22 protein-coding genes and 3 pseudogenes are annotated in these 24,065 nt (G+C 70.5%); 13 read left to right on the top strand and 12 right to left on the bottom strand.

Annotation, left to right across the window (positions count from 1 at the left end; all coding sequences use genetic code 11):
* The first annotated feature begins 28 nt into the window (after window positions 1-28).
* From AB0M11_RS18920 to AB0M11_RS18910, 3 genes are all read left to right on the top strand, one after another.
* A complete protein-coding gene (locus AB0M11_RS18920; RefSeq protein ID WP_365706784.1) occupies window positions 29-940 on the top strand; it encodes an SDR family oxidoreductase in 912 nt (303 codons plus the stop codon).
* A gap of 43 nt (window positions 941-983) precedes the next feature.
* A complete protein-coding gene (locus tag AB0M11_RS18915) occupies window positions 984-1,139 on the top strand; it encodes a tautomerase family protein (RefSeq protein WP_365706815.1) in 156 nt (51 codons plus the stop codon).
* Window positions 1,140-1,294: 155 nt separating this feature from the next.
* Complete coding sequence (locus AB0M11_RS18910) at window positions 1,295-2,011, top strand: TetR/AcrR family transcriptional regulator (protein WP_365706782.1); 717 nt, start codon at window positions 1,295-1,297, stop codon at window positions 2,009-2,011.
* A 154-nt stretch (window positions 2,012-2,165) separates the two neighbouring features.
* Here the strand turns inward: AB0M11_RS18910 and AB0M11_RS18905 are convergent, their stop codons facing one another.
* The 4 genes from AB0M11_RS18905 to AB0M11_RS18890 form a co-directional block, all read right to left on the bottom strand.
* Window positions 2,166-2,738 carry a PadR family transcriptional regulator gene (locus AB0M11_RS18905; protein WP_365706780.1) on the bottom strand — a complete coding sequence of 191 codons (573 nt, stop codon included), beginning with the start codon at window positions 2,736-2,738 and terminating at the stop codon, window positions 2,166-2,168.
* A gap of 88 nt (window positions 2,739-2,826) precedes the next feature.
* On the bottom strand, window positions 2,827-4,476 hold the full coding sequence (locus AB0M11_RS18900) for a hypothetical protein (protein ID WP_365706778.1): 1,650 nt from the start codon (window positions 4,474-4,476) through the stop codon (window positions 2,827-2,829).
* Window positions 4,477-4,531: 55 nt separating this feature from the next.
* A complete protein-coding gene (locus tag AB0M11_RS18895) occupies window positions 4,532-6,106 on the bottom strand; it encodes a serine/threonine-protein kinase (RefSeq protein ID WP_365706776.1) in 1,575 nt (524 codons plus the stop codon).
* Window positions 6,103-7,842 carry an FHA domain-containing protein gene (locus AB0M11_RS18890; RefSeq protein WP_365706774.1) on the bottom strand — a complete coding sequence of 580 codons (1,740 nt, stop codon included), beginning with the start codon at window positions 7,840-7,842 and terminating at the stop codon, window positions 6,103-6,105. Before AB0M11_RS18890 ends, AB0M11_RS18895 begins: the two co-directional genes overlap by 4 nt.
* A 170-nt stretch (window positions 7,843-8,012) precedes the next feature.
* Here AB0M11_RS18890 and AB0M11_RS18885 point away from each other — a divergent pair, with 170 nt between their 5' ends.
* From AB0M11_RS18885 to AB0M11_RS18870, 4 genes are all read left to right on the top strand, one after another.
* A complete protein-coding gene (locus tag AB0M11_RS18885; protein WP_365706772.1) occupies window positions 8,013-9,179 on the top strand; it encodes a hypothetical protein in 1,167 nt (388 codons plus the stop codon).
* Between the two features lie 105 nt (window positions 9,180-9,284).
* Window positions 9,285-9,524: a hypothetical protein gene (locus tag AB0M11_RS18880; protein ID WP_365706770.1), complete on the top strand. Its 240-nt coding sequence runs from the start codon at window positions 9,285-9,287 to the stop codon at window positions 9,522-9,524.
* A 920-nt stretch (window positions 9,525-10,444) separates the two neighbouring features.
* Window positions 10,445-12,094, top strand: a complete 1,650-nt coding sequence (locus AB0M11_RS18875) for a protein kinase (RefSeq protein WP_365706768.1) — start codon at window positions 10,445-10,447, stop codon at window positions 12,092-12,094.
* Window positions 12,091-12,852 carry a hypothetical protein gene (locus AB0M11_RS18870; RefSeq protein ID WP_365706766.1) on the top strand — a complete coding sequence of 254 codons (762 nt, stop codon included), beginning with the start codon at window positions 12,091-12,093 and terminating at the stop codon, window positions 12,850-12,852. Before AB0M11_RS18875 ends, AB0M11_RS18870 begins: the two co-directional genes overlap by 4 nt.
* 131 nt (window positions 12,853-12,983) lie before the next feature.
* On the opposite strand, the pseudogene AB0M11_RS18865 reads toward AB0M11_RS18870, so the two are convergent.
* The 3 genes and pseudogenes from AB0M11_RS18865 to AB0M11_RS18855 form a co-directional block, all read right to left on the bottom strand.
* Window positions 12,984-13,244: pseudogene (locus AB0M11_RS18865) on the bottom strand (transposase); the annotation flags it as partial.
* A gap of 40 nt (window positions 13,245-13,284) precedes the next feature.
* Window positions 13,285-13,506, bottom strand: coding sequence for an integrase core domain-containing protein (locus AB0M11_RS18860; protein ID WP_365706813.1), 222 nt, complete (start codon window positions 13,504-13,506; stop codon window positions 13,285-13,287).
* Window positions 13,492-13,626: pseudogene (locus AB0M11_RS18855) on the bottom strand (DDE-type integrase/transposase/recombinase); the annotation flags it as partial. The pseudogene AB0M11_RS18855 and the gene AB0M11_RS18860, both read right to left, overlap by 15 nt.
* A 249-nt stretch (window positions 13,627-13,875) precedes the next feature.
* Here AB0M11_RS18855 and AB0M11_RS18850 point away from each other — a divergent pair.
* Window positions 13,876-15,255 (top strand): MFS transporter, encoded by a 1,380-nt coding sequence (locus AB0M11_RS18850; protein WP_365706764.1) that lies wholly within the window; start codon window positions 13,876-13,878, stop codon window positions 15,253-15,255.
* 140 nt (window positions 15,256-15,395) lie between these two features.
* Here AB0M11_RS18850 and AB0M11_RS18845 read toward each other — a convergent pair whose 3' ends face one another.
* On the bottom strand, window positions 15,396-16,115 hold the full coding sequence (locus AB0M11_RS18845) for a hypothetical protein (RefSeq protein WP_365706762.1): 720 nt from the start codon (window positions 16,113-16,115) through the stop codon (window positions 15,396-15,398).
* 120 nt (window positions 16,116-16,235) lie between these two features.
* Between AB0M11_RS18845 and AB0M11_RS18840 the strand changes: the two genes are divergently transcribed.
* Window positions 16,236-16,562, top strand: coding sequence for a hypothetical protein (locus tag AB0M11_RS18840; RefSeq protein ID WP_365706760.1), 327 nt, complete (start codon window positions 16,236-16,238; stop codon window positions 16,560-16,562).
* A 127-nt stretch (window positions 16,563-16,689) separates the two neighbouring features.
* Here AB0M11_RS18840 and AB0M11_RS18835 read toward each other — a convergent pair whose 3' ends face one another.
* A complete protein-coding gene (locus AB0M11_RS18835) occupies window positions 16,690-17,166 on the bottom strand; it encodes a MarR family transcriptional regulator (RefSeq protein WP_365706758.1) in 477 nt (158 codons plus the stop codon).
* A gap of 67 nt (window positions 17,167-17,233) precedes the next feature.
* On the opposite strand from AB0M11_RS18835, the gene AB0M11_RS18830 reads away from it, so the two are divergent.
* A complete protein-coding gene (locus AB0M11_RS18830; protein WP_365706756.1) occupies window positions 17,234-18,157 on the top strand; it encodes an alpha/beta hydrolase in 924 nt (307 codons plus the stop codon).
* A gap of 687 nt (window positions 18,158-18,844) precedes the next feature.
* Window positions 18,845-19,612, top strand: coding sequence for an alpha/beta hydrolase (locus tag AB0M11_RS18825; RefSeq protein WP_365706754.1), 768 nt, complete (start codon window positions 18,845-18,847; stop codon window positions 19,610-19,612).
* 254 nt (window positions 19,613-19,866) lie between these two features.
* Here AB0M11_RS18825 and AB0M11_RS18820 read toward each other — a convergent pair whose 3' ends face one another.
* Together AB0M11_RS18820 and AB0M11_RS18815 are read right to left on the bottom strand one after the other, a co-directional pair.
* Window positions 19,867-19,992, bottom strand: a complete 126-nt coding sequence (locus AB0M11_RS18820) for a hypothetical protein (RefSeq protein WP_365706752.1) — start codon at window positions 19,990-19,992, stop codon at window positions 19,867-19,869.
* 11 nt (window positions 19,993-20,003) lie between these two features.
* Window positions 20,004-20,354, bottom strand: coding sequence for a hypothetical protein (locus AB0M11_RS18815; protein WP_365706750.1), 351 nt, complete (start codon window positions 20,352-20,354; stop codon window positions 20,004-20,006).
* Window positions 20,355-20,859: 505 nt separating this feature from the next.
* Between AB0M11_RS18815 and AB0M11_RS18810 the strand changes: the two are divergent.
* Window positions 20,860-21,447, top strand: a pseudogene (locus tag AB0M11_RS18810) (helix-turn-helix domain-containing protein); the annotation flags it as partial.
* Between the two features lie 272 nt (window positions 21,448-21,719).
* Entirely contained in the window at window positions 21,720-23,240 is a 1,521-nt protein-coding gene (locus AB0M11_RS18805) for a hypothetical protein (RefSeq protein ID WP_365706748.1), read from the top strand.
* Window positions 23,241-23,378: 138 nt separating this feature from the next.
* Here the strand turns inward: AB0M11_RS18805 and AB0M11_RS18800 are convergent, their stop codons facing one another.
* Window positions 23,379-24,062: a helix-turn-helix domain-containing protein gene (locus tag AB0M11_RS18800; protein ID WP_365706746.1), complete on the bottom strand. Its 684-nt coding sequence runs from the start codon at window positions 24,060-24,062 to the stop codon at window positions 23,379-23,381.
* Window positions 24,063-24,065 lie beyond the last annotated feature (3 nt).

Here is a 24,065-nt window from a genome sequence, read left to right as displayed (position 1 = left end):
ACACAACTGCAGAAGGAGAGCGAGAACCTTGACAGCCACCCCTGACCGCAAGGTCGTCGTCATCACCGGGACGTCCAGCGGCATCGGCAACCTCGCCGCCCGAACCTTGGCGCGCGCGGGCCACACGGTCTACGCCGGCATGCGCGCCACTACTGGCCGCAACGCCGCCCACGTCGCGGACCTCGCGGCCTTCTCGGAGGACGAGAAGGCCGACGTCCGCGCCCTCGAGATGGATGTGCAGGACGACGAATCCGTCCGCCAGGCCATCGCGCGGATCGTGAGCGAGCAGGGCCGTCTCGACGTCGTGGTACACAACGCCGGACACATGGTCCTCGGCCCGGCCGAGGCATTCACCACCGAGCAACTGGCAGACCTCTACGACGTCAACGTGCTGTCCACTCAGCGCGTCAACCGGCACGCACTGCCCATCATGCGCAGCCAGGGCTCCGGCCTGCTGGTATGGGTCGCCTCGTCCTCCACCCGCGGCGGCCACCCGCCCTTCCTCGCCCCGTACTTCGCGGCCAAGGCGGCGATGGACGCACTCGCCGAGAGCTACGCCGCCGAAGTCGTCAAGTTCGGGATCGACACCGTGATCGTGGTGCCCGGGGCCTACACCAGCGGCACCAACCACTTCCTGCACGCCGGCACCCCGGCGGACACCGAACGGGCAGCCCAGTACGACGCGGCCTACGGCGCCCTGCGCGACACCATGGAACAGGCCCTCGCCGACATCTTCCCCGAGGGCCGCGCTGTGGACGACGTCGCGACCGAGATCGCGCGCGTGATCGACCTGCCCGCGGGGCGGCGCCCCTTCCGTGTCCACGTCGACCCGAGCAAGGACGGCAGCGAGGTCGTCTCCGCCGTGAACGACCGCATCCGCGCCGAGTTCTACCACCGCATCGGTATCCAGGAACTGCTCCCCGAGCAGGCCAGTCTCTAGGCTCCCGCGCCCGGCACCAGCACACCGGTGGCAGCAGAAGCTCATCGTCGACCGGACGACCGAGGTCTACGCCGAGATCTACGGCGAGGTCGCGCGCCCCAACACCCGCGTCCTCGTCGAAGAGGTCACCGACGGCGGCTGGGGTTTCGGCGGGAACATCCTGACGGCAGCCCTGCTCGACAACCACCACGAGGAGTAGCACCCGGCTGCCCTTCTCCCCGCGCCCTTGCCCGCGCAGCCACGGCCCACCCTCATCCAGCGGTTATTCTCAGTGTCCTCGCCATCGTCACGAGGGCGGCACCCACTGCGGTCGTCACCCAGAGGCCGTCGACAGGAAGGAGACGGTGGATCGTCATGTCTGACGCCGGCAGGAGTCCGAAGAACGAGGACACGCGTGCGCGCATGCTCGACGCCGCCGAGCGACTGCTGAGCGCGTCCTCCGACAATGACGTGTCCACCCGCGCCGTCTGCGACGCCGTGGGCGTCGGCCAGCCCGTGCTCTACCGTATCTTCGGGGACAAGAACGGTCTGCTGAGCGCCCTCGTCGAAAGCGGCTTCGAGCGGTACGTCATCCGTAAGCAGGCGCTGGAGACCACCGACGACGCGGTGGCCGACCTGCGCAACGGCTGGGACGACCACATGGACTTCGCGTTGACCAACCGCGCACTGTACCGGCTGATGTTCTCGCCCACTCTCCCCCAGGTGCCCGCCCCGGCCGGCCGGATCTTCGACCTCCTCAAACACACCCTCGACCGCTGCGCCGCCCAAGGCGCACTGAAGATCCCGGCTGAAGAGGCGGCGCAGACGATCCTGTCAGCCAATGTCGGCGTCGCCCTCAGCATCCTGTCCCAGCCTCACCGGTACAGCGACCCTGGCCTGCCTCACAGGGTGCGAGACGCCGTGTTCTCCTCCTGCCTCGTCGACACCTGTGCGCCGGTCCACGGGGAGGACCCGGTCCTCTCCTCCACGCTGCAGCTCGAAGCGAGACTCCAACTGCCGGGCCACTCCCCCCTGGGACAGGAAGAAACCGCGCTCATGCTCAAGTGGCTGCGCCATCTCCGACAGCGGTAACAGGGCGCAGCTCCTGGACACCGCGCCGCCGGGCTCGGGCTGGAGGGGGCGGGCTCCGTCCGGACGCGACAGCAACTCCGCCCGGATCACGCCGGGATCCGCGCCCAGGGCGACCATCTGCACCCGCGTGCGCCGGCCCCGGCGCAGCGCGCGGTCACCGGCACGGACCACACCGGGCCAGCGTGGCAAGGACGTCGTCCAGCCAGTCGATCATCATCCGCTCGTACGCGATGCCGCCGCGCAGTACGACGTGCTGGAGCTCCCGCTCTGCGTCGAGCGGTGTCTGCGGACCGGCCGCGTTCGCCTCGGTCCCCGTGAAGTCCCGCGCCTCTCCTGCCAGATAGTGCACCAGCCGGTCCCGGTGCGCCTGCCGGTGCCGCTCCACCTCGCGGATCAGGGCGGTAGGGTCGTCGAAGGCGGCGCCTCGGATCTTCACGACCAGGTCGTGGCGGACACTCTCCGGCTCGATCGGATCGTGCAACCAGGACGACAGCGCCGCCCGGCCGAGGTCGGCGACGCTGTATTCCTTCTTGTCCGGCCGGCCCTGCTGCGGGATGTCCCTGACGTCGACCCAACCGTCATTCTCCATGCGCTTGAGCACGCGATAGATCTGTTGGTGGGTCGCGGTCCAGAAGTAGCCGATGGACCGCTCGAAACGCCGTGCCAGCTCGTAGCCTGATCCCGGCTTCTCCAGAAGCGACACCAAAATCGCGTGTTCGAGCGCCATGCCGCCGATGCTGTTATGCAACTCGTTGCATAGCAAGCCTTGCCCGCTCCGGTGCGACGCGGCTCACTGGGCAACCCGGCGGTGGCTCTCAAGGACAGACGTAGGTGAAGCTCGCCTTCGCCTCCATCGGGGCCGACTGGTGCGAGATCCTCAGGCGGGCGGTCCCCCGGAAGCGCCCCGAACCGCGGACCGTCCAGCGCAGATGCACCCTGACCCGGCGCTCACCGCGGTGGGCGGTGCGGACCAGCTCACCCGAGTCCTGGCCGTCGGCGCGCAGCCACCGGTATGTGACAGGGCCGCCGCGCCCGTCGGTGGTGACGACACCGATCAGGTCGGCCGTCTGATCGCAGTGCAACGGCCCGGCGGGGGCCTGGATCCGCACGGCGACGACCGCGGGAGCGGTGGCCGGGCGCAGCAGCAGCCAGAGCAGGACGGCGGCGATCGCGACGACGGCGGTGGTGACGATCCAGCCCCGGCGTCTGCGGCGCGAGCGTGGGGAGGTGGCTGCCGCTGCCTCGGACCGCCATCGTGCACGCAAGGCGTCCTGATCCTCCAAAGGAACCCCGGGCCCGAACCGGAGCAGGATCTCGCCGCGGTCCTCCCCTGCCGCCACCGGAGGCGAGGTGGCACGGTTGCGCTTGCCGAGGACGGTCGCCTGGGTGTCCGGGGCGGTGGGACGGCGAGCGCGGCCGACCGTGGTGAGCTGGTCGGCGACGGCTGGTGGGTGAGGTCCGGGGGCGGGCAGGGGAACCTGCGGGTCCGGGCCCGCTTCGCTGTGGGCGCGGGCCGCCGTGGCGAGTTGGTCGGCGGTGGCTGAAGGGTGGGACGCGCGGTCGGGCGCGGAAGCAGGGTGTTCGGGGGCGGTGGGGCGGGGAGCGGGGTCAGCCGTGGTCGGCGCCGGGTGACGGTCCGTCGGTGGAATCGGGCGGTCGGGAGCCACTGCAACGGACGGCGCCGGTCCCTTCGGCGGCGCGAACTCCGGGGTCGACGCGGCAGTCGCCGCGCGCAGCGCCGTGCGACGCAGGAAGTCCGCCGGCAGCGCCGCGCGCCCGCCCACCAGGACGGCCCGGGCCGCCGCCAGCCCCTCCGACTCGGCGGTGGCGGAGCAGCGGGCGACCAGGTCCGCCGCGGGGGTTCCGGGCTGCGTCCAGGCGGCGCCGAGGGTGCGGGCCAGGGCGGCCCAGGCAGCGGTGACGACTGCCTGGCGGCCGGCGTGCGGCGTGTCGCCCGACACCCGTACTGCCGCCGCGTCGCCCAGCACGGTGCCCAGCTCCGCCTCGGCCAGCAGGGCGACCCCGTCCGGGGCCATCACGACGGTGTCGGGGCCGAGTGAGCCATGGGTCAAGCCTGCTGCGTGCAGGGCGAGGAGGGTCTGGGCGGTCTCGTTGAGGACGCTGGCCACGCTGCCCGCGTCCGGGCGAGGGCCGTTGGCCGACGACAGGACGTCGGCCAGCGTGGGGGCCGGTGGCCGGGCCGTCAGCAGCCACACCTCCCCGGCCTCCGCCACGAGGTCGACCGTACCGAGCAGGCCGGGCAGTCTGAGCTTCGCCGTGGTGAGCACCGCCGCCGCCAGGCGCTCGCGCGTGCCTTCGGGCGCCAGCAGAGCGCGGTCGATGCGCAGCGCGCCGAGGGTGGGCTCGCCGGACCGGGCGGGGAGCAGGGCATGCCAGGTGCCGTGGCGCGTGTGCCGTGACCAGCCGGACAGGGGGCGGCCGGCCACTGTGGTGGCTGTCGTCATGTCGATCCGTTCTCGTCGCGGCAGGGGGTGGCTCTCGGGCTCCTCGGGAGCATGGTCAGCACGGCGGTGCGTCCAGGGAGGCCGTCTGGGGACCGTTCGCTGCCGCCGGCTCGCTGATGAGCGTGACGTCCCAGGTGCCCCGGCACGGGTGGTTGGAGAAATCGGCCTCGAAGGTCAGGTCGTACCGCGTACTCCCGGACAAGGTCTGGGGTTGGGAGCCGTACGGGTCGGCGGGTGTGTCGACGTAGTAGTTCGCGGTGACGGTCAGCGGACCGGTGCCCGTCGTCTCGACCGATACCGCCGCGATGAGCGTGCCCGGTTTCTGTCCGCGCTGCCAGGAGCCGATCGTGAGGGTGACCGTGCCGGGGGTGGCCGCGCTCGGGGAAGGGGTGGCCGGCGGCTCGGCCGGTGCGGTCGTCTCCGTGGACTGGGTCGGCGAGGGCGACGGGCTGTCCGAAGGCGTGACGGAGGGCGGTGCGTCGGCCGTGGGCGGGGCGACGGTCGGCGAAATGGATGCGGAAGGTGAAGCGCCCGGCTTGGCAGGCGAGTCGACCGGTGACGGGGATGACGGGGTCGAACTCGCCACCGTCGTCGACGTGTCGTGCGAGCGGCCCGTCGCGTACGTCGCTCCGCCCGTGACGACCACCAGCGCGGCCACCCCACCGGTCGCCGCCTTCCACCCCCCTCGTTTCAGTCGGCCCAGCAAGGTCAGCGCACTGGCCGAGCCGTCGAGCGCGGCGGTCGTGGTGAACGGGAACAACAGGGCGAGCAGCGCGGCGAGTTCGGCCAGTCTGCGACGGCCGCGCTCCTCCCAGCCGGCGCCATAGCCTTCGGTGGCGGACCGTTCCAGGTCGGCGAGGAACGTCTCGACGTCGGGCCGGTCCGCCGGGTCCTTCGCCAGACCCGCGCGCAGCAGCACACGCACCGGCGCGGGTACGTCGTCCAGCGGGGCCGGGGCGCGCAGGTGCTGCAGGCGCAGCGCGGTCACGTCGTCGCCGGGGAACGGCCGCCGGCTGGTCAGGCACTCGAAGAACACCACGGACGCCGCGTAGACGTCGGCCCCCGGGCCGACGGGCTCGCCGTTCCACTGCTCCGGCGCCATATAAGCGGGCGTGCCCGCGGCCTCGGTCTCCCGGCCGCTGCGCACCGCGATGCCGAAGTCGGCGAGCGCGCTGGTGCCGTCGGCGCGGACCAGGACGTTCTCCGGCTTGTAGTCGCGGTGCACCACCCCGGCCGTGTGGGCCGCGCCCAGTCCGAGCAGGGAGCCCTTGAGCAGGACGAGCGCGGCCTCGGGGCCGGTCGCCCCGTGCCGGCGCAGCAGGTGGCGCAGGCTGACGCCGTCCACCGCCTCCATCACGATCGCGGCACCGGCGCGTGCCTCGACGTACTCGTACAGCCGCACCACGCACGGGTGCCGCAGCTCGCCGAGCAGCCGGGCCTCGGCCCGGAAACGGGCCAGGAACTCCCGGTCCGTGCACAGGCGCTCGCTGAGGTACTTGATGGCGACGGGCACGCCTGTCGCGGTGTGCCGGGCGAGGACGACCCGGCCGCCTGCTCCCTCGCCGAGGGTGCGGACAGCCTCGTAGCCGGGTACGGCCCAGCCACCGTCGGCGGGCGTGTCCTGGGTCATGCCGTCCCCTCCACCGGCGCGGGGAGCCCGGCGCCCTGCGGTACGTCCTTCGCGCCCCGCCGGCGCCGTACCCGGCGCAACAGCCAGCGCACGGGCGCTGCCCACACCGGGAAGGCGACCAGGGCGACCACGGCCGCCTCGATCACCGTGGTCCACGGCTCGGCCAGGCGGCCCTCGAGCAGGTCGCCGATCCGGGAGCGCCAGGCCAGCAGGGCGAGGGCGAGGAAGCCGTAGGTGCCCGCGACGACCGCGAGGCCGTAGGCGGCCATGCCCGCCTGGCGCGGGCCGGGCCGGTTGCCCGCGCGCAGGTCTCGCCACAGGCCGGTGCGGAAGTAGGCGCTCGCTTCCTCGCGCAGCCGGGGTACCCGCAGGGCGTCGGTCAGCGCCTGGTAACCGTCCAGCGGCATCAGCGGGTTGAAGTTGTAGAGGGTGTTCAGGTAGAGGCCGAAGGCGAGGTGGTAGAGGATGGCCGAGACGGGGCCCCCGGGCAGCAGGGCCGCACCCGTGGCGCACCAGCCGGCCAGCGCCGCCGTGGACAGCGGCCCGGACAGGGCCACCACGACCCGTGACCAGCGGGAGCCGAACCACATGTCGCTGGTGTCCACGAACGCGAACGGCATGCCCATCATCAGCAGGAACCCGCCGCGCCGGACCTTGCGGCCGTACGACTTCACGGCCAGCGCGTGCGTCAGCTCGTGGACGAGCAGCGCGGTCACGTATCCGGCGGCCAGCAGGACCGGGCCCCACACGCCCGCTCCGCCGAAGTCGAGCAGGTGGTGCCGGCCTTGGGCGGCGAAGAACGCGACGAGGCCGCCGGCGACCGACAGCCAGGCGAGCAGCACCCCGGTCCGGGTGAACAGCCGCCAGCCGAAGGCCCGGTAGAGCCGGGTCACCAGTCGGTCGAGACCTGGGACGGACACCTCCAGCTTGAGCAGCGACCGGTACACGGCACTCGCCGCGCGCCGCCAGCCCATCGGTCGCTCCTCCTCCGGCCGGCCGGGCAGGCCACGCAGCAACCCGGCTTCCGCGAACGCGGCCAGCGTGGACTCGATGCGGGGCAGGGCGAGTTCGCCGTAGCGGTCGGCGTAGGCGAACAGCAGGTCCCGTACGGTGTTGTCACCGTCGACGGCGTGCCAGAGGAAAACCTGGCGCTCGTCCAGTTCCAGATAACGACCGGTGCGGGTGCTGCTGAGCACCCAGCGAGGAGCGCCGCGTTCGGTGGGGACCTGCTTGAGGGCCCAGCCGGAACGGCGGCGGGGGCACGCGGTGAGAGGGCCGTTTGCCTCGAGGGCCTCCTCCTGTCCCGCCTGTCCGGCGGTGGGCAGATGGGTCAGCTCGGTGCCGACGACCATCGTGCGCGAGCCGATCCGGGTGTCGCGGGGCTGCTCGAACACCAGGCGTACGTCGCCCACGGACAGCTCGGTGCCGTCGGCAAGACCGGCCGCGCCGCCGTGCAGGTCGACGCCGCCGACGGCGGTGCCGTTGAAGGAGTCCAGGTCCTCGATCCGGAAGCCCTCAGCAGTGCGGACGATGCGGGCGTGGCGGCGTGAGACGCTGGTGTCGGACAGGACCATGTCGTTGTCCTCGCCTCGGCCCAGTGTGGTGACCGGGCCGGTCAGCGAGACGAGCAGGGCAGGGTCGTCCAGGCCTCGCAGCTGAGGCGCGGCGTACGACGTCGGTGCGGCACCCCGGCGCGGGGTGCCGCAGTGCAGGCAGTACGGGAAGTCGCGCCGCACGTGGACGCGACAGACACGGCAGAGCATGCAGTGGCTCAGCCCGCGCCGGAGCCGCTGGCGAACGTTCCTGCGTCGAAGCCTGCGTCGGCTCCCGCGGCGGGGCCGGAGTCCGGCAGGTGCGTGGCGGCGTTTCCGAGGCTGGAGGCGGGCAGGCCGCCCTGGACGATGATGTGAGCACTGTGGTCACTCTCGCCGGAGGCGGGCAGTCCACCCTGGACAATGATGGTGTTACCACCGCCGGGCTCACCGACACCGCCGGGACGCCGGCCTATGTTCTCCTGGCTGCCTGCGCCGTTTCCGTCGCCCTCACCGTCACCGCCGCCATGGCCACCGCCACCGCTGGGACGGTTGGTGTTCTCCGGGTCGCCACCGCCTTCACCACCACCGCCACCGCCCTCGCCACCACCGTGACCACCACCGCCACTGGGACGATCGGTGTTCTCCGGGTCGCCGCCACCTTCACCACCACCGCCACCGCCCTCGCCACCACCGTGACCACCACCGCCACTGGGACGATCGGTGTTCTCCGGGTCACCACCGCCTTCACCACCACCGCCACCGCCCTCGCCACCACCGTGACCACCACCGCCACTGGGACGATCGGTGTTCTCCGGGTCGCCGCCACCTTCACCACCACCGCCACCGCCCTCGCCACCACCGTGACCACCACCGCCACTGGGACGATCGGTGTTCTCCCGGTCACCACCGTCCTCACCACCGCCGCCACTGCCTTCGCCGCCGTCACGGTCGTAGATGCCACCGTGGCCGAAGTGACCGGCGTCCCCGCCGCCTTCCCCGCCGAAGCCGCCATGCCCCCCGAAGTCGCCGAAACCACCGGAACCGACACCGCCATCACCGAAGCCGCCGGATCCGACACCGCCGTCACCAAAGCCACCGTCACCAAAGCCACCGTCGGCACCGCCGCCGAACGCGCCGTCGTCCCCGGCGCCGAAGTCACCGAAGCCCCCTTCGGTACCCACGCCGACCTGCCCACCGAGCCTGCCGAGGTCCGCGCCCGTACCCGCGTTCCCGTGCTCGTCAAAACCGCCGAAGTCGCCGAAGTCGCCGAACTGTCCCTGACCACCGGCCGATTCGACGGGCGACCGGTCCAGCAGCGGGCCGCCGAGCAGGCTGTGGGAACCGGTCGACGCTACGCCGGCACTGCCGACGCCCTCCTGACCCGCGGCGGGAGCCGGCAGCTCCGACGAGTGGCCGACGGAGGCCGGGCCCCCGGCGTCGTGGTCGCCGGAGACCTGGTCCGCCGGAACGGCGTGGGGTGTGGAGACGTCATGCGTAGCTGCGGAGGCGTGGTCCGCCGGTACGGCGTGGTTGGTTGATACGGCGTGGTCGGCCGGGACGTCGTGGTGCGCCAGCGCATGCGCCGCGCTTCCGAAAAACAGGGACGACTTGGACAGCCGTGGGTCGAGAGCGGACGGTCCCCCGTGGCTGCCGGACTCTACGCGGAGGGAGCGGAGTTCGGCGACCTGCGCGGGCGACAGGTCGAGTCTTCGCGCCACCTCGTCCGTGTCGCCATCGAGCTCGGCACGGAAGGCCGGATCGACGGCCAGACGGGTCAGGGCAGCACGATATGCGAGGTCGGTCACGGTTCGGTCTCCGTCGGTCTGCGGGCACTGATGCCGATCGCGGCGGAGCCGAGGATCCCCCTGGTCGGCGGCAACTGATATTTCCGGCCATCCCCGCCGATACCTGCAGGACACTTTATAGAGGCTTGGCATGGGCAACGCAAGAGCATCGAGCAGGGCGGTTGACGGGTGCCGGGCGCTCAGCCGCGCCGCGTACTCACCGATCAGATATGGCCATCGACCCACCGGCATGTCGACGAAATGCGGTACAGCCGGAGCCTGCCCCCTGTCAGCCCTTCCTCCCCGGCGAAAGCAGTCGGCCTACTCCTCGATGACCCGCCGGTCGCCGAAGGTGTACTCGACCAGAGAGCGTCAGGACCAGCGGATGTCCACACGGGCGTCGCTGCTCCGCACGGCGAGCGCGTGGCGGTTTCGCTGAGCCAGGTCGCGAACTGCCTGTCGGCCGCCCCCTGTGTCGATCTCCGGGCGGCCCGGCGCGCGCGATGCGCGACTGGCGTCGGCCAGAGGTACGGAGAGGGCGCTCGATCGCCGTTCCCGGACGTCGCAGCCGCATGAGCAGTTCCGGTACTCGGTACGACGCCCGAGGCTGCCCACTGAGCTGGTCGTGAGGTGCGCCGCCCAGGTGAAGTAACTGGTGGCGCAGACGAGTTCCCACAGCGGACCGGGACACCGGGCCACGCGGATGCTCTGTAAGTCGGGCGGCGTGAAGTGGATGCGGAGCATGCAGGCCTCTTTCGCGATGGTGGGGTGCAGGCCGAGGCGGTGCGCGACAAAGGTCGGCGAAGCGGTACGGGCCATCAATGGGGACGCGTGGTCAGCGCCCTTGGTATGACTGCGCTGTCGCCACCGGCAGACCCGACCGACCGCTCACGCCGACGACGGAGGACCGGCATTGTCCTGTTCCGCAACCGCAGCGGCCGAAAATGTGTCTCTCAACGCGTGGTCCAGCCGCCTCGGGAGCTGGTCAGGTTCGGCGGCACGGAGTCTGGGGGGATGACGTGAGCACATGGGTGGTGCCCGGATACACCGAGTCTCTCGAACTCGGGGCAGGAGCGAGCGGGCGCGTCGTACTGGCCGTGCACGCGGACACCGGCGTACGGGTCGCGGTGAAGTACCTCAGCGAGTCCCTGCGCACGCGGCCTGGTTTCGTGCACGACTTCCGGGCGGAGGCGCGCCTGCTCGGCGGGCTGCAGAGCCTGTACGTGGCGGGCCTGTACGAGTACGTGGAGAGCCCGCAGGGCGCCGCCATCGTCATGGAACTGGTGGACGGTGTCTCGTTGCGTACGCTGCTGACCCGTCAGGGGCCACTCGATCCCGAGGCCGCGCTCGTCCTTCTCAAGGGATCGCTGCTCGGTCTCGCCGACGCACACCGCGTCGGCGTCGTCCACCGCGACTACAAGCCGGAGAACGTCCTGGTCGGGACGGACGGATCGTCCAAGCTCGTCGACTTCGGTATCGCAGTGGACGCCGGCACCAGCGCGGGTGTGGCCGGAACCCCGTCCTACATGGCCCCCGAGCAGTGGACCGGTGCCCCCGCCTCCTGCGCCGCGGACGTGTACGCGGCCACGGCCACCTTCTTCGAGTGCCTGACGGGGCACAAGCCGTACTCGGGCGACAACATCGCCGAACTGGCCCTGCAGCACGTCGACGCCCCCGTCCCGGTGGAGGAGGTCCCCGCCACGGTGCGCGAGCTGGTCCGTCGCGGTCTGGCCAAGGAACCGGACCAGCGGCCGGCACAGGCCGGGGCGTTCGTGACGGAACTGGAGGCGATCGCCGGCGCCGTCTACGGAGCCGACTGGGAGGAACGCGGCCGCGCCCGGCTCGCCGCCCTGGTGGCCCTTCTGGCGCTGCTGCTGCCCTCGGCCCGCTCCCCCCGGTCCACCACGGACACCGCACGTACGGTCCTGAGCCAGGCACCACGCCACGAGTGGACCCGGTCATTGCGACCCGGCAGACCCGGCATGCTCGTCTCGGCGGCCGCCGTACTCCTCGGCCTCCTGCTCACCTACGGAATGCATCACGCTCCGTCAGGCACCGCCGAGCGGACCGCAGATGCCCTGGCCACCACCACGGCCCGGGCCGACGCCGAAGCGGCGCCACCCGCCGCCCCGCCCACGGCGCCCACCCCGTCAGGTGACCTGTCACCGACACCCGGGGGCTCCCCCTCGGGCCTGTCGACCGCCCCGACCGGTCAGCCTTCCGGCTTCGCCACCGGCTCACCCACGCAGTCGACGACGCCCAGCGAGGCGACCACGTCCAGTCAGGCGACCACTTCCGTTCCGGCGACACCGACGACCGCCTCTTCCACCCCGCCTGTCGCTCCCGCCGTCAAGAACGTCGCGGTATCGGCCTTCCAGCAGACGGGCCCCACGACCTCCACCGCGACCGTCACCATCACCACGGACGGCAGCGGGCCGATCTCCGTCACTGTCTCGTGGTTCACGGACCAGACGAGCGGAGGGGCCGGCTCCCCCGACGGTGCACCCCAGACCTTCGAACGCAGCGGAGCCACCCAGTACACGATCGCCGTCGACCACGCCTTCCAGAACGACGGCTGCTACTGGACGGTCCAGGCCACGACCACTCCGGCGCCGGCTTCCGGCGGCGCCTCGCAGCAGATCCTGACCAGGCAGTGTGAGATCGGATGACCGCTCAGAGCGACAACACGCCCATACCGGCGGTGACGGGTGACGAGCCCACGCGGGCGCTCACACCCGCCGACGCGCAGGGCACCACACTCCGTCTCGGGGCCGCCGAAGACCACGTCCCCGACGACCGGCCCTCCAGCCCCGACGACGAGTACAGCGCCACCGTCCTGGCCAGCCACTGGATCCAGCGACCCGAACCGGACGACACCCTCGTCGAACCGGTGGTCGCGGCGAGCGCTCCCTCGACCCGGCCCGACCGCGTCGAGGGCAGCGTGCTGCGTTTCGGGCCCGGTGTGACGGCCGCCGTCGCGCACCGCACCGTCCAGAGCCTTCCCGCCACGTCGTCGGCTCCGGCGCCGCCCACCGGTCGGAGGCTGCGCAGGAACGCTCTGCCGACATTGCTGGTGGTAGCCGTCCTCGTCTTCCTGGCCTGGCAGCGCTTCGGGCCGTCCGTGGCGGTCACCCAGGTCGCCGTCACGGCGAGGCCGACGGTTCTCGGATGCGACGGCACCGCGGACATCGTCGGTCTGGTCACCACCAACGGCCGTCGAGGCACCCTCTCCTACCGATGGGTCCGCAGCGACGGCACCGAGTCCGGTGTCCTGCACGAGGTGACGGCCCCCGGGAAGCGACACGCGCGCCTGCACCTTCGATGGACCTTCCAGGGACCTGGCCACCGTACCGCACGGGCGGAACTGCGCATCCTGTCTCCCGGTCACCGGGCGGCCGCCGCCCGCTTCTCGTACGACTGCCACTGACGGCCGACCGGGATCGCCGGCCGCCTCCGGCAAAGGTCACTGGGCCGTTCGCGGGTGGAGCCGCGCATCGTGTGCCGTTCCACCGGGGGGTTGTTCGTCGCGAATGCCGGCGAGGAGCGCGGTGATGGCGGTCACGATGTCTTCGGTGGCGTCCTTGAGTAACTGATCGCTTTACAATGCGCGGTGCGTAGCCGCCTCAAGCAGATGATGGCGCAGGCGAGTTGAAGCAGTCCCTGGTGGAGGTCGGCACGTATCTCGAAGCGGATGCGCAGGCGCTTGAACTGGTGCAGCCACGCGAAGGTTCCCTCCACCACCCAACGGGTCTTGCCCAGGCCGGAGCCGTGCGGGGCTCCGCGTCGGGCGATCTTCGGGACGATGCCGCGGGCCCACAGTGAGCTTGTTCCGCTTTGACGGACACCATCGGTGTGGTGGTCAGGCTACGAGTGCGGTCTCGTATTCGGCCGGACTGCGGTAGCCGAGGCTGCTGTGCAGACGGTGCAAGTTGTACCAGCCCTCGATGAAGTCGAAGATCGCGGTGCGGGCGGCGGCCCGACTGGGCCAGGAAGTCGTGTCGAGCAACTCCCGTGTGATAGTGGCGAAGAACGACTCGGCGAGCGCGTTGTCCCAGCACTGACCCGTGCGGCCGACGGACAGATGGACACCGAACTCCTCCGCCAGGGAAGCGAATTGCTGACTGCTGTACTGACAGCCGCGATCCGAATGAAAGATCACCGGCCGGGCGGGGCGACGCCGGCGGCAGGCGGACCGCAGAGCGTCCGCGACCCTGAACCCCTGATCTCAGATGTCCGTCAAAGCGGATCAAGCCCAGACCTACGCGTCCCGGACGGCACTCGTTTCGACCACCATCGATCCCCTGAACCGCCTTTCCACGAGCCGGCGTGGTGGCCGCACGCATAGCGAACCCCAGAACTATGTTGCCCCGCCACATGTGCGCCTGACCTGCGGATTCCTACGGTGTGGCAACACGCAAACGTCCCCGTCACGCCCGAGGAAGTGGTGCCGATGTCGTCGCCCGCAGCCGCTCCAACAGCCCCCGCCAGCCTCAAGCGCATCGTCGCCGCCAGCCTCATCGGCACCACCATCGAGTGGTACGACTACTTCCTCTACGGTTCGGCTGCCGCCCTGGTCTTCGGCCGTGTGTTCTTCCCCGAGTCGGACCCGCTGACCGGCACCCTGCTGTCCTTCCTCACCTATGCCATCGGCTTCGCCGCCCGCCCGATCGGCGCCGTGGTCTTCGGTCACTTCGGCGACCGGCTCGGCCGCAAGAAACTCCTGGTGATCAGCCTGTTGATGATGGGGCTGTCCACCGCCCTGATCGGCTGCGTGCCCGGCTACGACACGATCGGTGTCGCCGCGCCCGTACTGCTGACGACCCTCCGTCTGATCCAGGGCTTCGCCCTGGGGGGCGAGTGGGGCGGCGCCGTCCTGCTCGTGTCCGAACACGGCGATCCCCGAAAGCGCGGGTTCTGGGCCTCCTGGCCCCAAGGCGGCGCCCCCGCCGGCAACCTGCTCGCCGTAGGCGTCCTCTCCCTGATGACCAGTCTGCTGAGCGACGACGCGTTCGACTCCTGGGGCTGGCGGGTGCCGTTCCTGCTCTCGGCCGTGCTGGTCATGATCGGTCTGTGGATCCGGCTGTCCGTCGACGAGTCCCCGCTGTTCAAGGAGGCGCTGGCCAAGGCCGAACGGCGCAGGACGGAGCAGCGGGCCGAGCAGTTGCCGTTCGTCGCGGTCCTGCGCCACCACTGGCGGGACGTCCTTGTCGCGATGGGCGCGCGCATGGCCGAGAACATCTCGTACTACGTGATCACCGCGTTCGTCCTCACCTACTGCGTCGACCACCTCAAGATCGACAAGCAGACGTCACTGAACGCGGTGCTGATCGGCTCGGCCGTGCAGTTCTGCCTGATCCCGCTGTTCGGCGCGCTCTCCGACCGGGTCGGGCGCAAGCCGGTTTACCTGGTGGGGGCCGTCGGCGTCGGCCTGTGGTCGTGGGCGTTCTTCGCGCTGCTGGACACCAGGTCGTTCCCCGCGCTCGTGCTGGCCGTCACCGTCGGCCTGGTCTTCCACAGCGCCATGTACGCACCGCAGGCGGCGTTCTTCTCCGAGCTGTTCGCCACCCGGATGCGCTACACCGGCGCCTCCATCGGCGCCCAGCTCTCCTCGGTTGCCGCAGGCGCCCCGGCCCCGCTGATCGCCACCGCACTGCTCGGTTCCTACGGCGACTCCGCCCCGATCTCGGTGTACGTCAGCCTGGCCGCCCTGATCACCGTGATCGCCGTGGTCGCCGCCCGCGAGACGCGGGGCCGGGACCTGGCCGCGATCGAGCCGGACGACTCCGTGGTACGGCCGGTCCCGGACCAGCAGACGACCACGTCCGCCTGACGGCCCCGCGCCACTGGGGATCCGCCGCCCTGCAGCAGGCCGAGGAGTCCCATGACCGGCTCGCCGATCTGGTGCTGCGCGGCGGCGACGTCGCCGACGTGGCCACCGCCGTGGCGGCCCTGGTGAAGGGGGACGAGACGTCAGCTGTTTCCGCAGGACGGGACCTGCTTCATAGGCAGCACACCACGCGTGCCTTCGGTGGCACCCGTGATCTCGAGGGTGGCACCGCTGCCTACGCTCAGCACGGTCCAGTCGTCCGGCAATCGGGAGATCCCTTTGCGGTCCCGTTTCCAGACAAGACCGTCCCGGTCGCGGAATGCCATCCAGCGGATGACGCCGGACGGCTGGTCGCCCGGCGCGTACGGCGGACCCTGGCCAGGACGTCCGGCCCACAGCTTTTCCTCGATCACCGTTTCCGAGCACGGTGGCAGGACCGGGAGTTGGAGTACGTGATGCGGCCCCGCCTCAGCAGGCGACAGGAGCAGATCGGCCTCCGAGACAGGATCGGACGAACTGTTGATGACATGGATGCGCTTGACGAAGGGGGTCTGGAACTCCGTCCAGTAGGAAACGCGCAGCGCTTGGGCGCGGGTTTCCTGATCGGCCGCCTGGCGCGACTGCTCCAGTTCACCTTGGGAGACGAGCGCGTCGTAGAGCGTGGAGACGCCCGTGAGGAGCAGTCCCGCGAGCGCGGCGACGACGGCCGTGATGGTGCCGGCCCTGCCCCAGTCGATGCTGCGCCACCACCGCTGAATCCCTGCCGGCCCAGCGGGCGTCGCCCGTATCCGGACCCGGCGAGGTCCCGGCCGCCGGTCGGCCGGTCGTACCGTCACCGTTCGCCTTCGGTCGCTGCCCACCATGCCGTCATCCCCCTCGCATCCGTCGGAAAGTGAAGACTCAAGGGCTGACTGCCCGGATGCACTGCGCCGTACGACACCGAATGCTCGGTCGGCGCAGGGCGGCCCTCATGGTGCTGTGTCATGCTGAGCGCTTCGCAGCAGGTGGGGACGGACGTCCGCGAGCGCGAAGGCCCGCTGGAGGCCGGCCACGAATCCGTCGTCGATCTGGTAGCGCCGGGCTCGCCCGTCCCCGTGGAGGAGACGGGCGCCGCCAGCCGGGCCGACACGACGTTGCACCGCTTCGACACTGGTCAGGGTGGCGCCGATCGTCGACGGCAGGATCGGCGTCGACGGATGTTCGGCGGAGTGCCGCTGGACGTCGTCGTAGGAGGCGTGCCGCCCAGGTCGGTGAGACAGCGCAGCACCGCGCGGGCCCCGGGCACCAGCGGGACGAACAGCAGCCCGTAGGCGCCCCCAAGGTCCCACCGCGGCTGTCGGACGGTTCGGTGTCGCCCGCTCCAGCGGCGCCTCGGTCACCAGCGCTGCCTCGTCCAGTCGCGACTCGTCGGCGTCCCGTACGGGAAGTGCACGCCGGTCAGCCCGTGGGCAGGCCGATCTGGTCGCGTTCGAGTACAGAGCGCAACTCCGAGAAGAGCTGTGCGGCAGCCGGTCCTGAGGGACCGTCCAGGACGTCTGCGGTCAGCTCGGCCAGTGTGGTGGTGAAGGTTGCCTCCGCCGCCTCGACGAGTTGCAGGCCTCCGGCGGTCAGGTCCAGCAGTGATGAGCGGCGATCCGATGGATTGGTTCGCCGTGTGACCCATGCCTGCTTCTCCAGGCGGTCGATGCCCTTGCTGGTCGCGCCGATCCCGATGGCGAATTCGGCGGCGAGGTCCGCGACCCGGGCCCCAGGATGGTCGCGCAGGAAGCGCAGGAACTCGAACTGCGAGGTGACGATCCCGTGCCGCTCGCGGAGGCGGTCGTTCAGCGCGTTGTAGAGGCGTGTCTCGCAGCGGACGAGATCGGCGAAGAAGCCCGGGAGGTCGATCGGGCCACGGCTTGACTTAGATGCCATGGCATATATTCTAATCTATATTCCTAGGCATATAGTTCCTTGGCATGCACTTGCGTTGGAGGCGACAATGAGCAGGCAGCAGCGCGCGAAGATCGACGCGATGGTCCGACGGCCTCAGCCGGAGGGCCCTCGGTCGGTGGAGGAGCTCCGCGCCGGGTTCAGGGCGATGATGGGGGGAATGATCGTCCCGGCTGGGATCCGCACCCGGACTGCGAGGCTCGGCGATCGGCCCGCGGTCCTCGTCGAGCCGGTCGGCACTCCGAAGGCCGGGACGATCCTCTACTGTCACGGCGGCTCCTACGTGGTCGGTTCACCGCAGACGGCGATGTCGCTGACGGGGAACCTGGTGACCAGAACAGGGTTCAGGGCGTTCTCCCTGGATTACCGTCTTGCCCCTGAGCATCCGTTCCCGGCCGCGATCGAGGACACCCTGAGCGCCTACCGCGCACTTCTCGACAGCGGCGAAGACCCTTCGGCGATCGCGTTCGCCGGGGACTCCGCCGGCGGCGGCCTCACCGTCACCACCTGCCTCGCCGCCCGCGACGCGGGCCTGCCCATGCCCGCCGCGATCGTGGCGTTCTCCCCCGGACTCGACATGACCCGGACAGGCGAGAGCATGGACACCAAGGCGGGCATCGACCCGTTCTTCACGCGGGAGAGCCTGGAACACACCGGGACCATGTACCTGGCGGGGCAGGATCCGTATCAGCCCCTGCTCAGCCCCGCCACCCTCGCCGACCTGACCGGCTTCCCTCCGATGCTTCTGCAGGCGGGCACCAACGAAATACTCCTGGACGACTCCACCCGCATGGCCACCCGCGCGAGGGAAGCCGGAGTGGACGTCATCCTGGACGTCACCGCTGACGTTCCCCATGTCTTCCAGGCGTTCGCCGGCATCCTGGACGAAGCCGACGAGGCACTGGACCGCGCCGCTCTCTTTCTCAGTCAGCACATCCGCACCAGGGGCACGGCACGCACGTCGGCAGGCTGAAGACCGCTCCTGGTTCGACCGGGGCTGGTTCGACGACGGCTACTTCGACGAGACCATAGGCCAGGGACTGGCCAAGGTGACCGGCGGTACGGCAGCGATGGCGCCCGCGATGACCGGCATGCTCCCCGAAGACTGTTCACAAGTGGACGTGACACCCTTCCCGCCGCTGCGACCGTACGTACCTGATGTGTCATATGTGTGGGGCACCGCAAGCCTGCTCGGGATCAACGCCGCCTCGACCGTGCTGCGGCGTCGTTTCACCGCGAAGACCCCGGGAGACTGGAACCTCCCCCTGACGGAGGCTGCCGCTCATGGGCTTCGCGCAGTCTCGCCGGCCGCCTTCGCGGAACCCTCAGTCGGCCTGGCAGAAGCGGTCCATGACGGGCGGTACGGCTTCGGCGAGTTCCAGTCAGTCTTCGCCCACGAGCGGGCAGTGTCCCTGATACCCGGAATCGTGGCGGCCCGCACTGGGGCCTGCCTGGAGTGGTGAGCACGTGGCGGGGAAAAGGGGTTGAAGGGATGATCACCGGTTGGTAGCTTCCTGTTGCCCGTGACACCGCCCGAGGAGGTGAGACCCATGAACGCTGTATCGATGTGGGTGCTCCCCCTTCCCGTCACGGCCGGGCGATTGGCGTAGATGTCGCCGGGGAGCGCCGGATAACGAGGCACTCCCGAAAGGCAACACCTATGCCCTCTTTGCAGTTCACCGCCGAGTCGTCGTCGAACGGCATGGTCGAGCGCGACTTCGTCGTGGGCGGCGTCCCCGGTGTTCTCTGGTCGCCGGCCTCCAGCGCCACCGACCGTGCGCCCCTGATCCTGATGGGACACGGCGGCGGCAACCACAAGAAGCATCCGGCGATGTCCGGCCGGGCCCAGCGCCTCGTGACCGGTTGCGGCTTCCACGTCGCCGTCATCGACGCGCCCGGCCACGGCGACCGGCCGCGCACCGCGCACGACGAGGCGGAGATCGCGGAGCTGTTCCGGGCACGGGCGGCGGGCGAGCCGGAAGGCCCGATCGTCGTGCGCTACAACGCGCACCTGGCTGAGCTCGCCGTACCCGAGTACCAGGCGGCCCTGGACGCCCTGCAGGAACTCCCGGAGATCGGCACCGACGGGCCGGTCGGCTTCTGGGGCATCAACATGGGCACCGCGATCGGCATACCGTTCGTGGCGATCGAACCCAGGGTCACGGCTGCGGTCTTCGGCCAGCACTGGCCCGATGTCCTGGCCGAGAAGGCGAAGCAGATCATCATCCCGATCGAGTTCGACATGCAGTGGGACGACGAGCACATCCCGCGCGAGGCAGGTCTCGCGCTGTTCGACGCCTTCGCCTCGAAGGAGAAGACGTTGCACGCCAACGCGGGCAAGCACAAGGAGCTGCCCAGGTTCGAGGCCGACAGCGCGGTCCGGTTCTTCGCCCGGCACTTCGGCCGAGCGGCCACCTCGTCGGCCTGACATGAGCGGTGCGGCGTCCGGTTTTCCATCCGGGCGCCGCTACCTGCGGCCCCGAGTTGAGGGTGCGTATCCAGATGATGGATCCGCGTAGTTGGAGCTCCGTGGATGCCCTCCTCGCCACCGGCTCAGGTCTGGGCTTGAGGCGCCGCCGGGCTCCAAGGCCATGGACGGCGCCGTCAGGCGCCGCCCACACTGCGTTGTTCACCGGAGGGACGTCGGCGGTCGGCCGGCAGGTGCGGCGTGGCCGCTCCGGGTCACGTCTTCCAGACGCCTTCGAGGACGTACGGGTCCTTGACCTGGTCGAAGCCGGTGGGGCGGAGTACGTAGTCGCACGTGAGGGTGCGGTTCCAAGGCGGCGACGCCGACCGGGACGTGGTCACGCGTGACGGCCTCAAGGCAAGACTTTGTATTTCAACTCATACAGAGCCCCGCCGCCCTCGAATCTCTTCACCAAGTCTCCGGCATTGGCTTCGTCACGCCTGATGAACACTGACCCCAGGGAAATCGGATGCCCGGGCTGGTTCACCGCTTTCAGTGTCAGTTCGACGTCGCCGTCGCCAAATGGCACGAAGACATCCTCGTCCTCCAGGTCCAATTCATCACCTTGATGCACGGTGATCAGTCCGGCCGAAGGGAAGAATTGAAAGTCCCCGTCCCTGGCGACAACTATCCTGTCCTGGCCGTCAGGAGATTGCGTCTTGTCTACGGTGAGCTCCAGTAGCTTGCCGAGGGGAAAGCTCATGAGATGCTCCTGCGGATCTCGAACGAGTCTTTCGTGGGCGTCAAGTGCCGGCATCGAGCCAACCCACCATCCACGACATTACCCTTCGTGGGCGCGCTCAGCAATCGCTGAACCCCAAGATCCCCCACCACACGCGCCGGCCCTTCTCGACGCTCGAACAATCCACCTTCGGTTATCAAGTGCAGGCGCGTTGGCGGGGGCGGCCAATTTTATCAGACTTCACGAAGCGTCAGAATTGCAGCTTGTTCTCCTGAGATCGTGGAGGCCCAGGGAGAACACGACGAGGTCGACCTGTCCGGTGTGGACGAAGCCTGCGTGTCGCAAGAGGCCCTCTCGGTGGAAGCCGGCGTTGACAGCGGCCTTCTGAGAAGCGACCCCGTTTCCGTGCCCGGCCCGGGAGCTACGGCTCGATCCGCGCCCACTGCGCACGCTCTGACGGGACACCCGGATCTGCCTACTGGAACGATCGGAATCGAGTCATGAACGGGATCGGGGAGGCGCCGAGGTGGTCGACTCGGCGACAGCGCGGCAGGCCGTGGCACGGAATGTGCGAGCAGCACGGGTGCATGTCGGTGTGTCCCAGAAGGAGTTCGGTCGGGCGCCCGGGTCAGTAGGGGAACCCTGTTCGCCCTGGAGAGCGCACGGGGCAATCCAAACCTGGGCACTCTGGTGCGTCTGGCAGACGCGCTCGGCACGTCGCTCTCCGCCCTGCTGCAAGCTGCACCGGAAGATCGAGGCCGCATGATCGAGGCCGACGCCGCGTGGCACCTCTGTGCACGGAAGGGCGGGGCAGCGAGGCCCGGCTGATGCTGACGACGCCGGGGCCGGCCCCGGTCGAGGTCTGGTGCTGGAAGCTGCAGCCGGCGAGGAATGCCCGAGCGAGGCCCGCCAGGCGGGAGTCGTTGAGACGGTCGGCGTCACGTCCGGCCGCATGACACCGATCGTGGACGACAGTGAGCACACCGTCGAAGGGCAGTGAGCACACCGTCGGAGCCGGACAGGTCGCCCCCCCTTCGACGGCGACGGTCCCCACAGCTACCGCGACGCGGGCAAGGAGGCGTGCCACCTGGTCATGACGGCCCACCTTCCCCCGGACCGGCTGCCGCACCCGACCATCACCTCAAGCGCGGCCTGTCGCCTGCGGGAATCCAGGGCCGGCATGTGCGGTTGCCCGATGGTCTGCCGGCTGTCGGCGCCGGATGTGGCTGCTCCGGGAACTCCGGAGAAGCCTCCGGGGCAGAACCTTCCTGTCATCTGACGGACGCTCGGGCGCAACCTTCCGGTGTGCCGGCGTGTCCACGTACTGTGCTGACGATACGCAGATCATGGCGGACAGCGGCGGCCGCCGCTGTCGCGACCGCCGCCTTGGCGCTCGCAACCCCGGCCGCGCATGCGGCCGCAACGACGCTCGTCCTGGACGCCCAGGAGAACTACTACGTCCCTGCCAAGGGCGAGGGCCCGAACCTGAACCTCGGCATCACCGCCTCGGGCGGAGACGCCCATGACGTCTCGGTCACGGTCGACGCCTCGTCCCTCGCCGGGAAGGCGACGATGGAGATCATCGGGGACTGCGCGAGCACCGGCACCCTGAAGGTGAGGTGCGACGTCGGCCCGCTGTCGGGCAGGGAGCAGATCGACCCGTTCTTCCTGAAACCCACGGCGGCCGCCAAGGTCGGTGACACCGGTGCCATCACCTACACCGCCACCGCCTCCGACGCCGCGACCGTGACGGGCACGACACACGTCCTGGTCGGCGGGCCGAAACTGCTCAGCCGGCCCTACCCGGCGCTGAAGCACATCAAGCCCGGAGCAGTCTTCACGCGCACCCCGGCCTTCGCCAACACCGGCACCGTGCCCGCCGGCGAGGGCGTCATGCTGCTCGTGCAGGACTCCGACGGCGTCCGGCTCGCCCGCGACCACTCCAACTGCCATTACGCGGACTCGCCCGACGCCGGCGCCTGGTGCCGGTTCGACACCCCGGTGGCGCCCGGCGCGGCCTACGAGACCGACGCGGCGCTGCGCTACACCGCCGCCGAGGACACCATGTACGGCTATGACAGCTACGTCGTGTGGCCGGTCGGCGGCACCGCGCCCGACTCCTTCGACCCGTCCGACTTCCCCAAGACCGGTACCGGCGCACCGCTCGGCCTGAAGTCGGTCGCCTCCGGCTCCGGCTTCACCGGCTCCGGATACGGCACCTTCGCCACCACCCAGCACGCCGACTACCAGGCGCTCGGCGACACGGTGGAGGGCAAGGTCGGCGAGACGGTGAGCATCACCCTGGGCGTGCGGAACAACGGGCCGGGTCTGATGGACCTGCGGTGGATGGACGCCGAGCAATCCGGCACCTTCGTGGTGACCCCGCCCGCGGGCACCACCATCGTCGGCGCCCCCGGCCCCGGTGAGCAGGGCGACCCCGGGCCGCTGTGGAACTGCACACCGGGCAAGGCCGGCGCGAAGAGCTACACCTGCGACGTCCGCAGCACGGACTTCCGGCCGGGCGACTCGGTGACCCAGGAGTTCAGGGTGCGGATCGACCGGGTCGTCCCCGGCGCGCGGGGCAGCGTGAAGGCGCTGGAAAACCCCCGCTACCCCAACCGTGACGACGACACGGCCAACGACACCGCGGCGATCACGGTCAAGGCCACCGGCCCGGCGACCTCCAGCCCCGCACCCAGTGCCTCCACAGGCCCGACCTCCACGGCCACCGCGAGTCCGTCCGGGGCCGGGGCGGGAACCGGAAACGGGACGACGACCGGCGGCGGGCTCGCCGCCACGGGCACGGACGGAGTGATGCTGCGGGCGGGCATCGCCGTCCTGCTGGCGGCGGGCGGCACGCTGGTGTTCCTGGCGGCGCGGAGATCGCGACCTCAGGGTGGCCGCTGACGCCGCCGCTTCCTCGTGCCGCCTCCGCGACGGCCGCCGCCTCGGGGCGGCGGCCGGTTTGGCGGCAAGCTCCAGCACGCTCAGCCCCCACCGGACGGCGAACGTCACGTCACCGTGCGGACCGACGGCTTCCCTCGGTCAACCGCCCGACTCGGGCGCAGCGGCGCCCGCCGGACCTGGACGGAGCATGGCCTGGTAGAGGGCGTCATGGTCGTGCGAGGCGGGCAGCGGGCCGCGGGCGGGTGCTTCGAAGGACTGGTTCAGCAGGGCGACGACGCGCCGCCAGGCGTCGGGGGCGGCATCGCCGGTGGCGTTGACGACGCCGGCGTTGGCCATGTGCACCAGCACCAGGTCCGAAGGGTCGAAGTCGGCGCGGAGGCGACCGGTCGCCTTGGCGCGGCCGATGAGCTCGACCATGCCCTCGTACGCCGCGTTGCGGCGGTGCTCCAGGGCCTTGGCCGAGGGGAACGTCGTGGTCAGCACGTCGGCGACGCCGTAGTCGGCGGCCTGCATGGCGCAGGCGGTCTCGACGTAGCCGACGAAGCGGTGCCAGGGGTCGAGGGCGGCGGTGACCGCGTCGGCATAGGCGGTCATGCGGTCGACGAAGACGGCGTCGACCAGCTCCACCTTGGTGGGGAAACGCCGGAACATGGTGGCGATCTCCACCCCCGCCTCGCGGGCCACGGACGCCATGGAGGCGTTGAGTCCATCCCGCGCGAAAACCGTGCGCGCGGCGGCGATGATGCGCTCCCGGTTGCGCTCGGCGTCACTGCGCAGGGGCTGAGCGGCAGGGGCACCGGAATGCTGATCGCCAGGAGTCATACC

Source organism: Streptomyces sp. NPDC051987 (genome assembly GCF_040680735.1).
Classification (GTDB): domain Bacteria; phylum Actinomycetota; class Actinomycetes; order Streptomycetales; family Streptomycetaceae; genus Streptomyces.
This window is presented reverse-complemented; position numbering and strand designations above follow the sequence as displayed.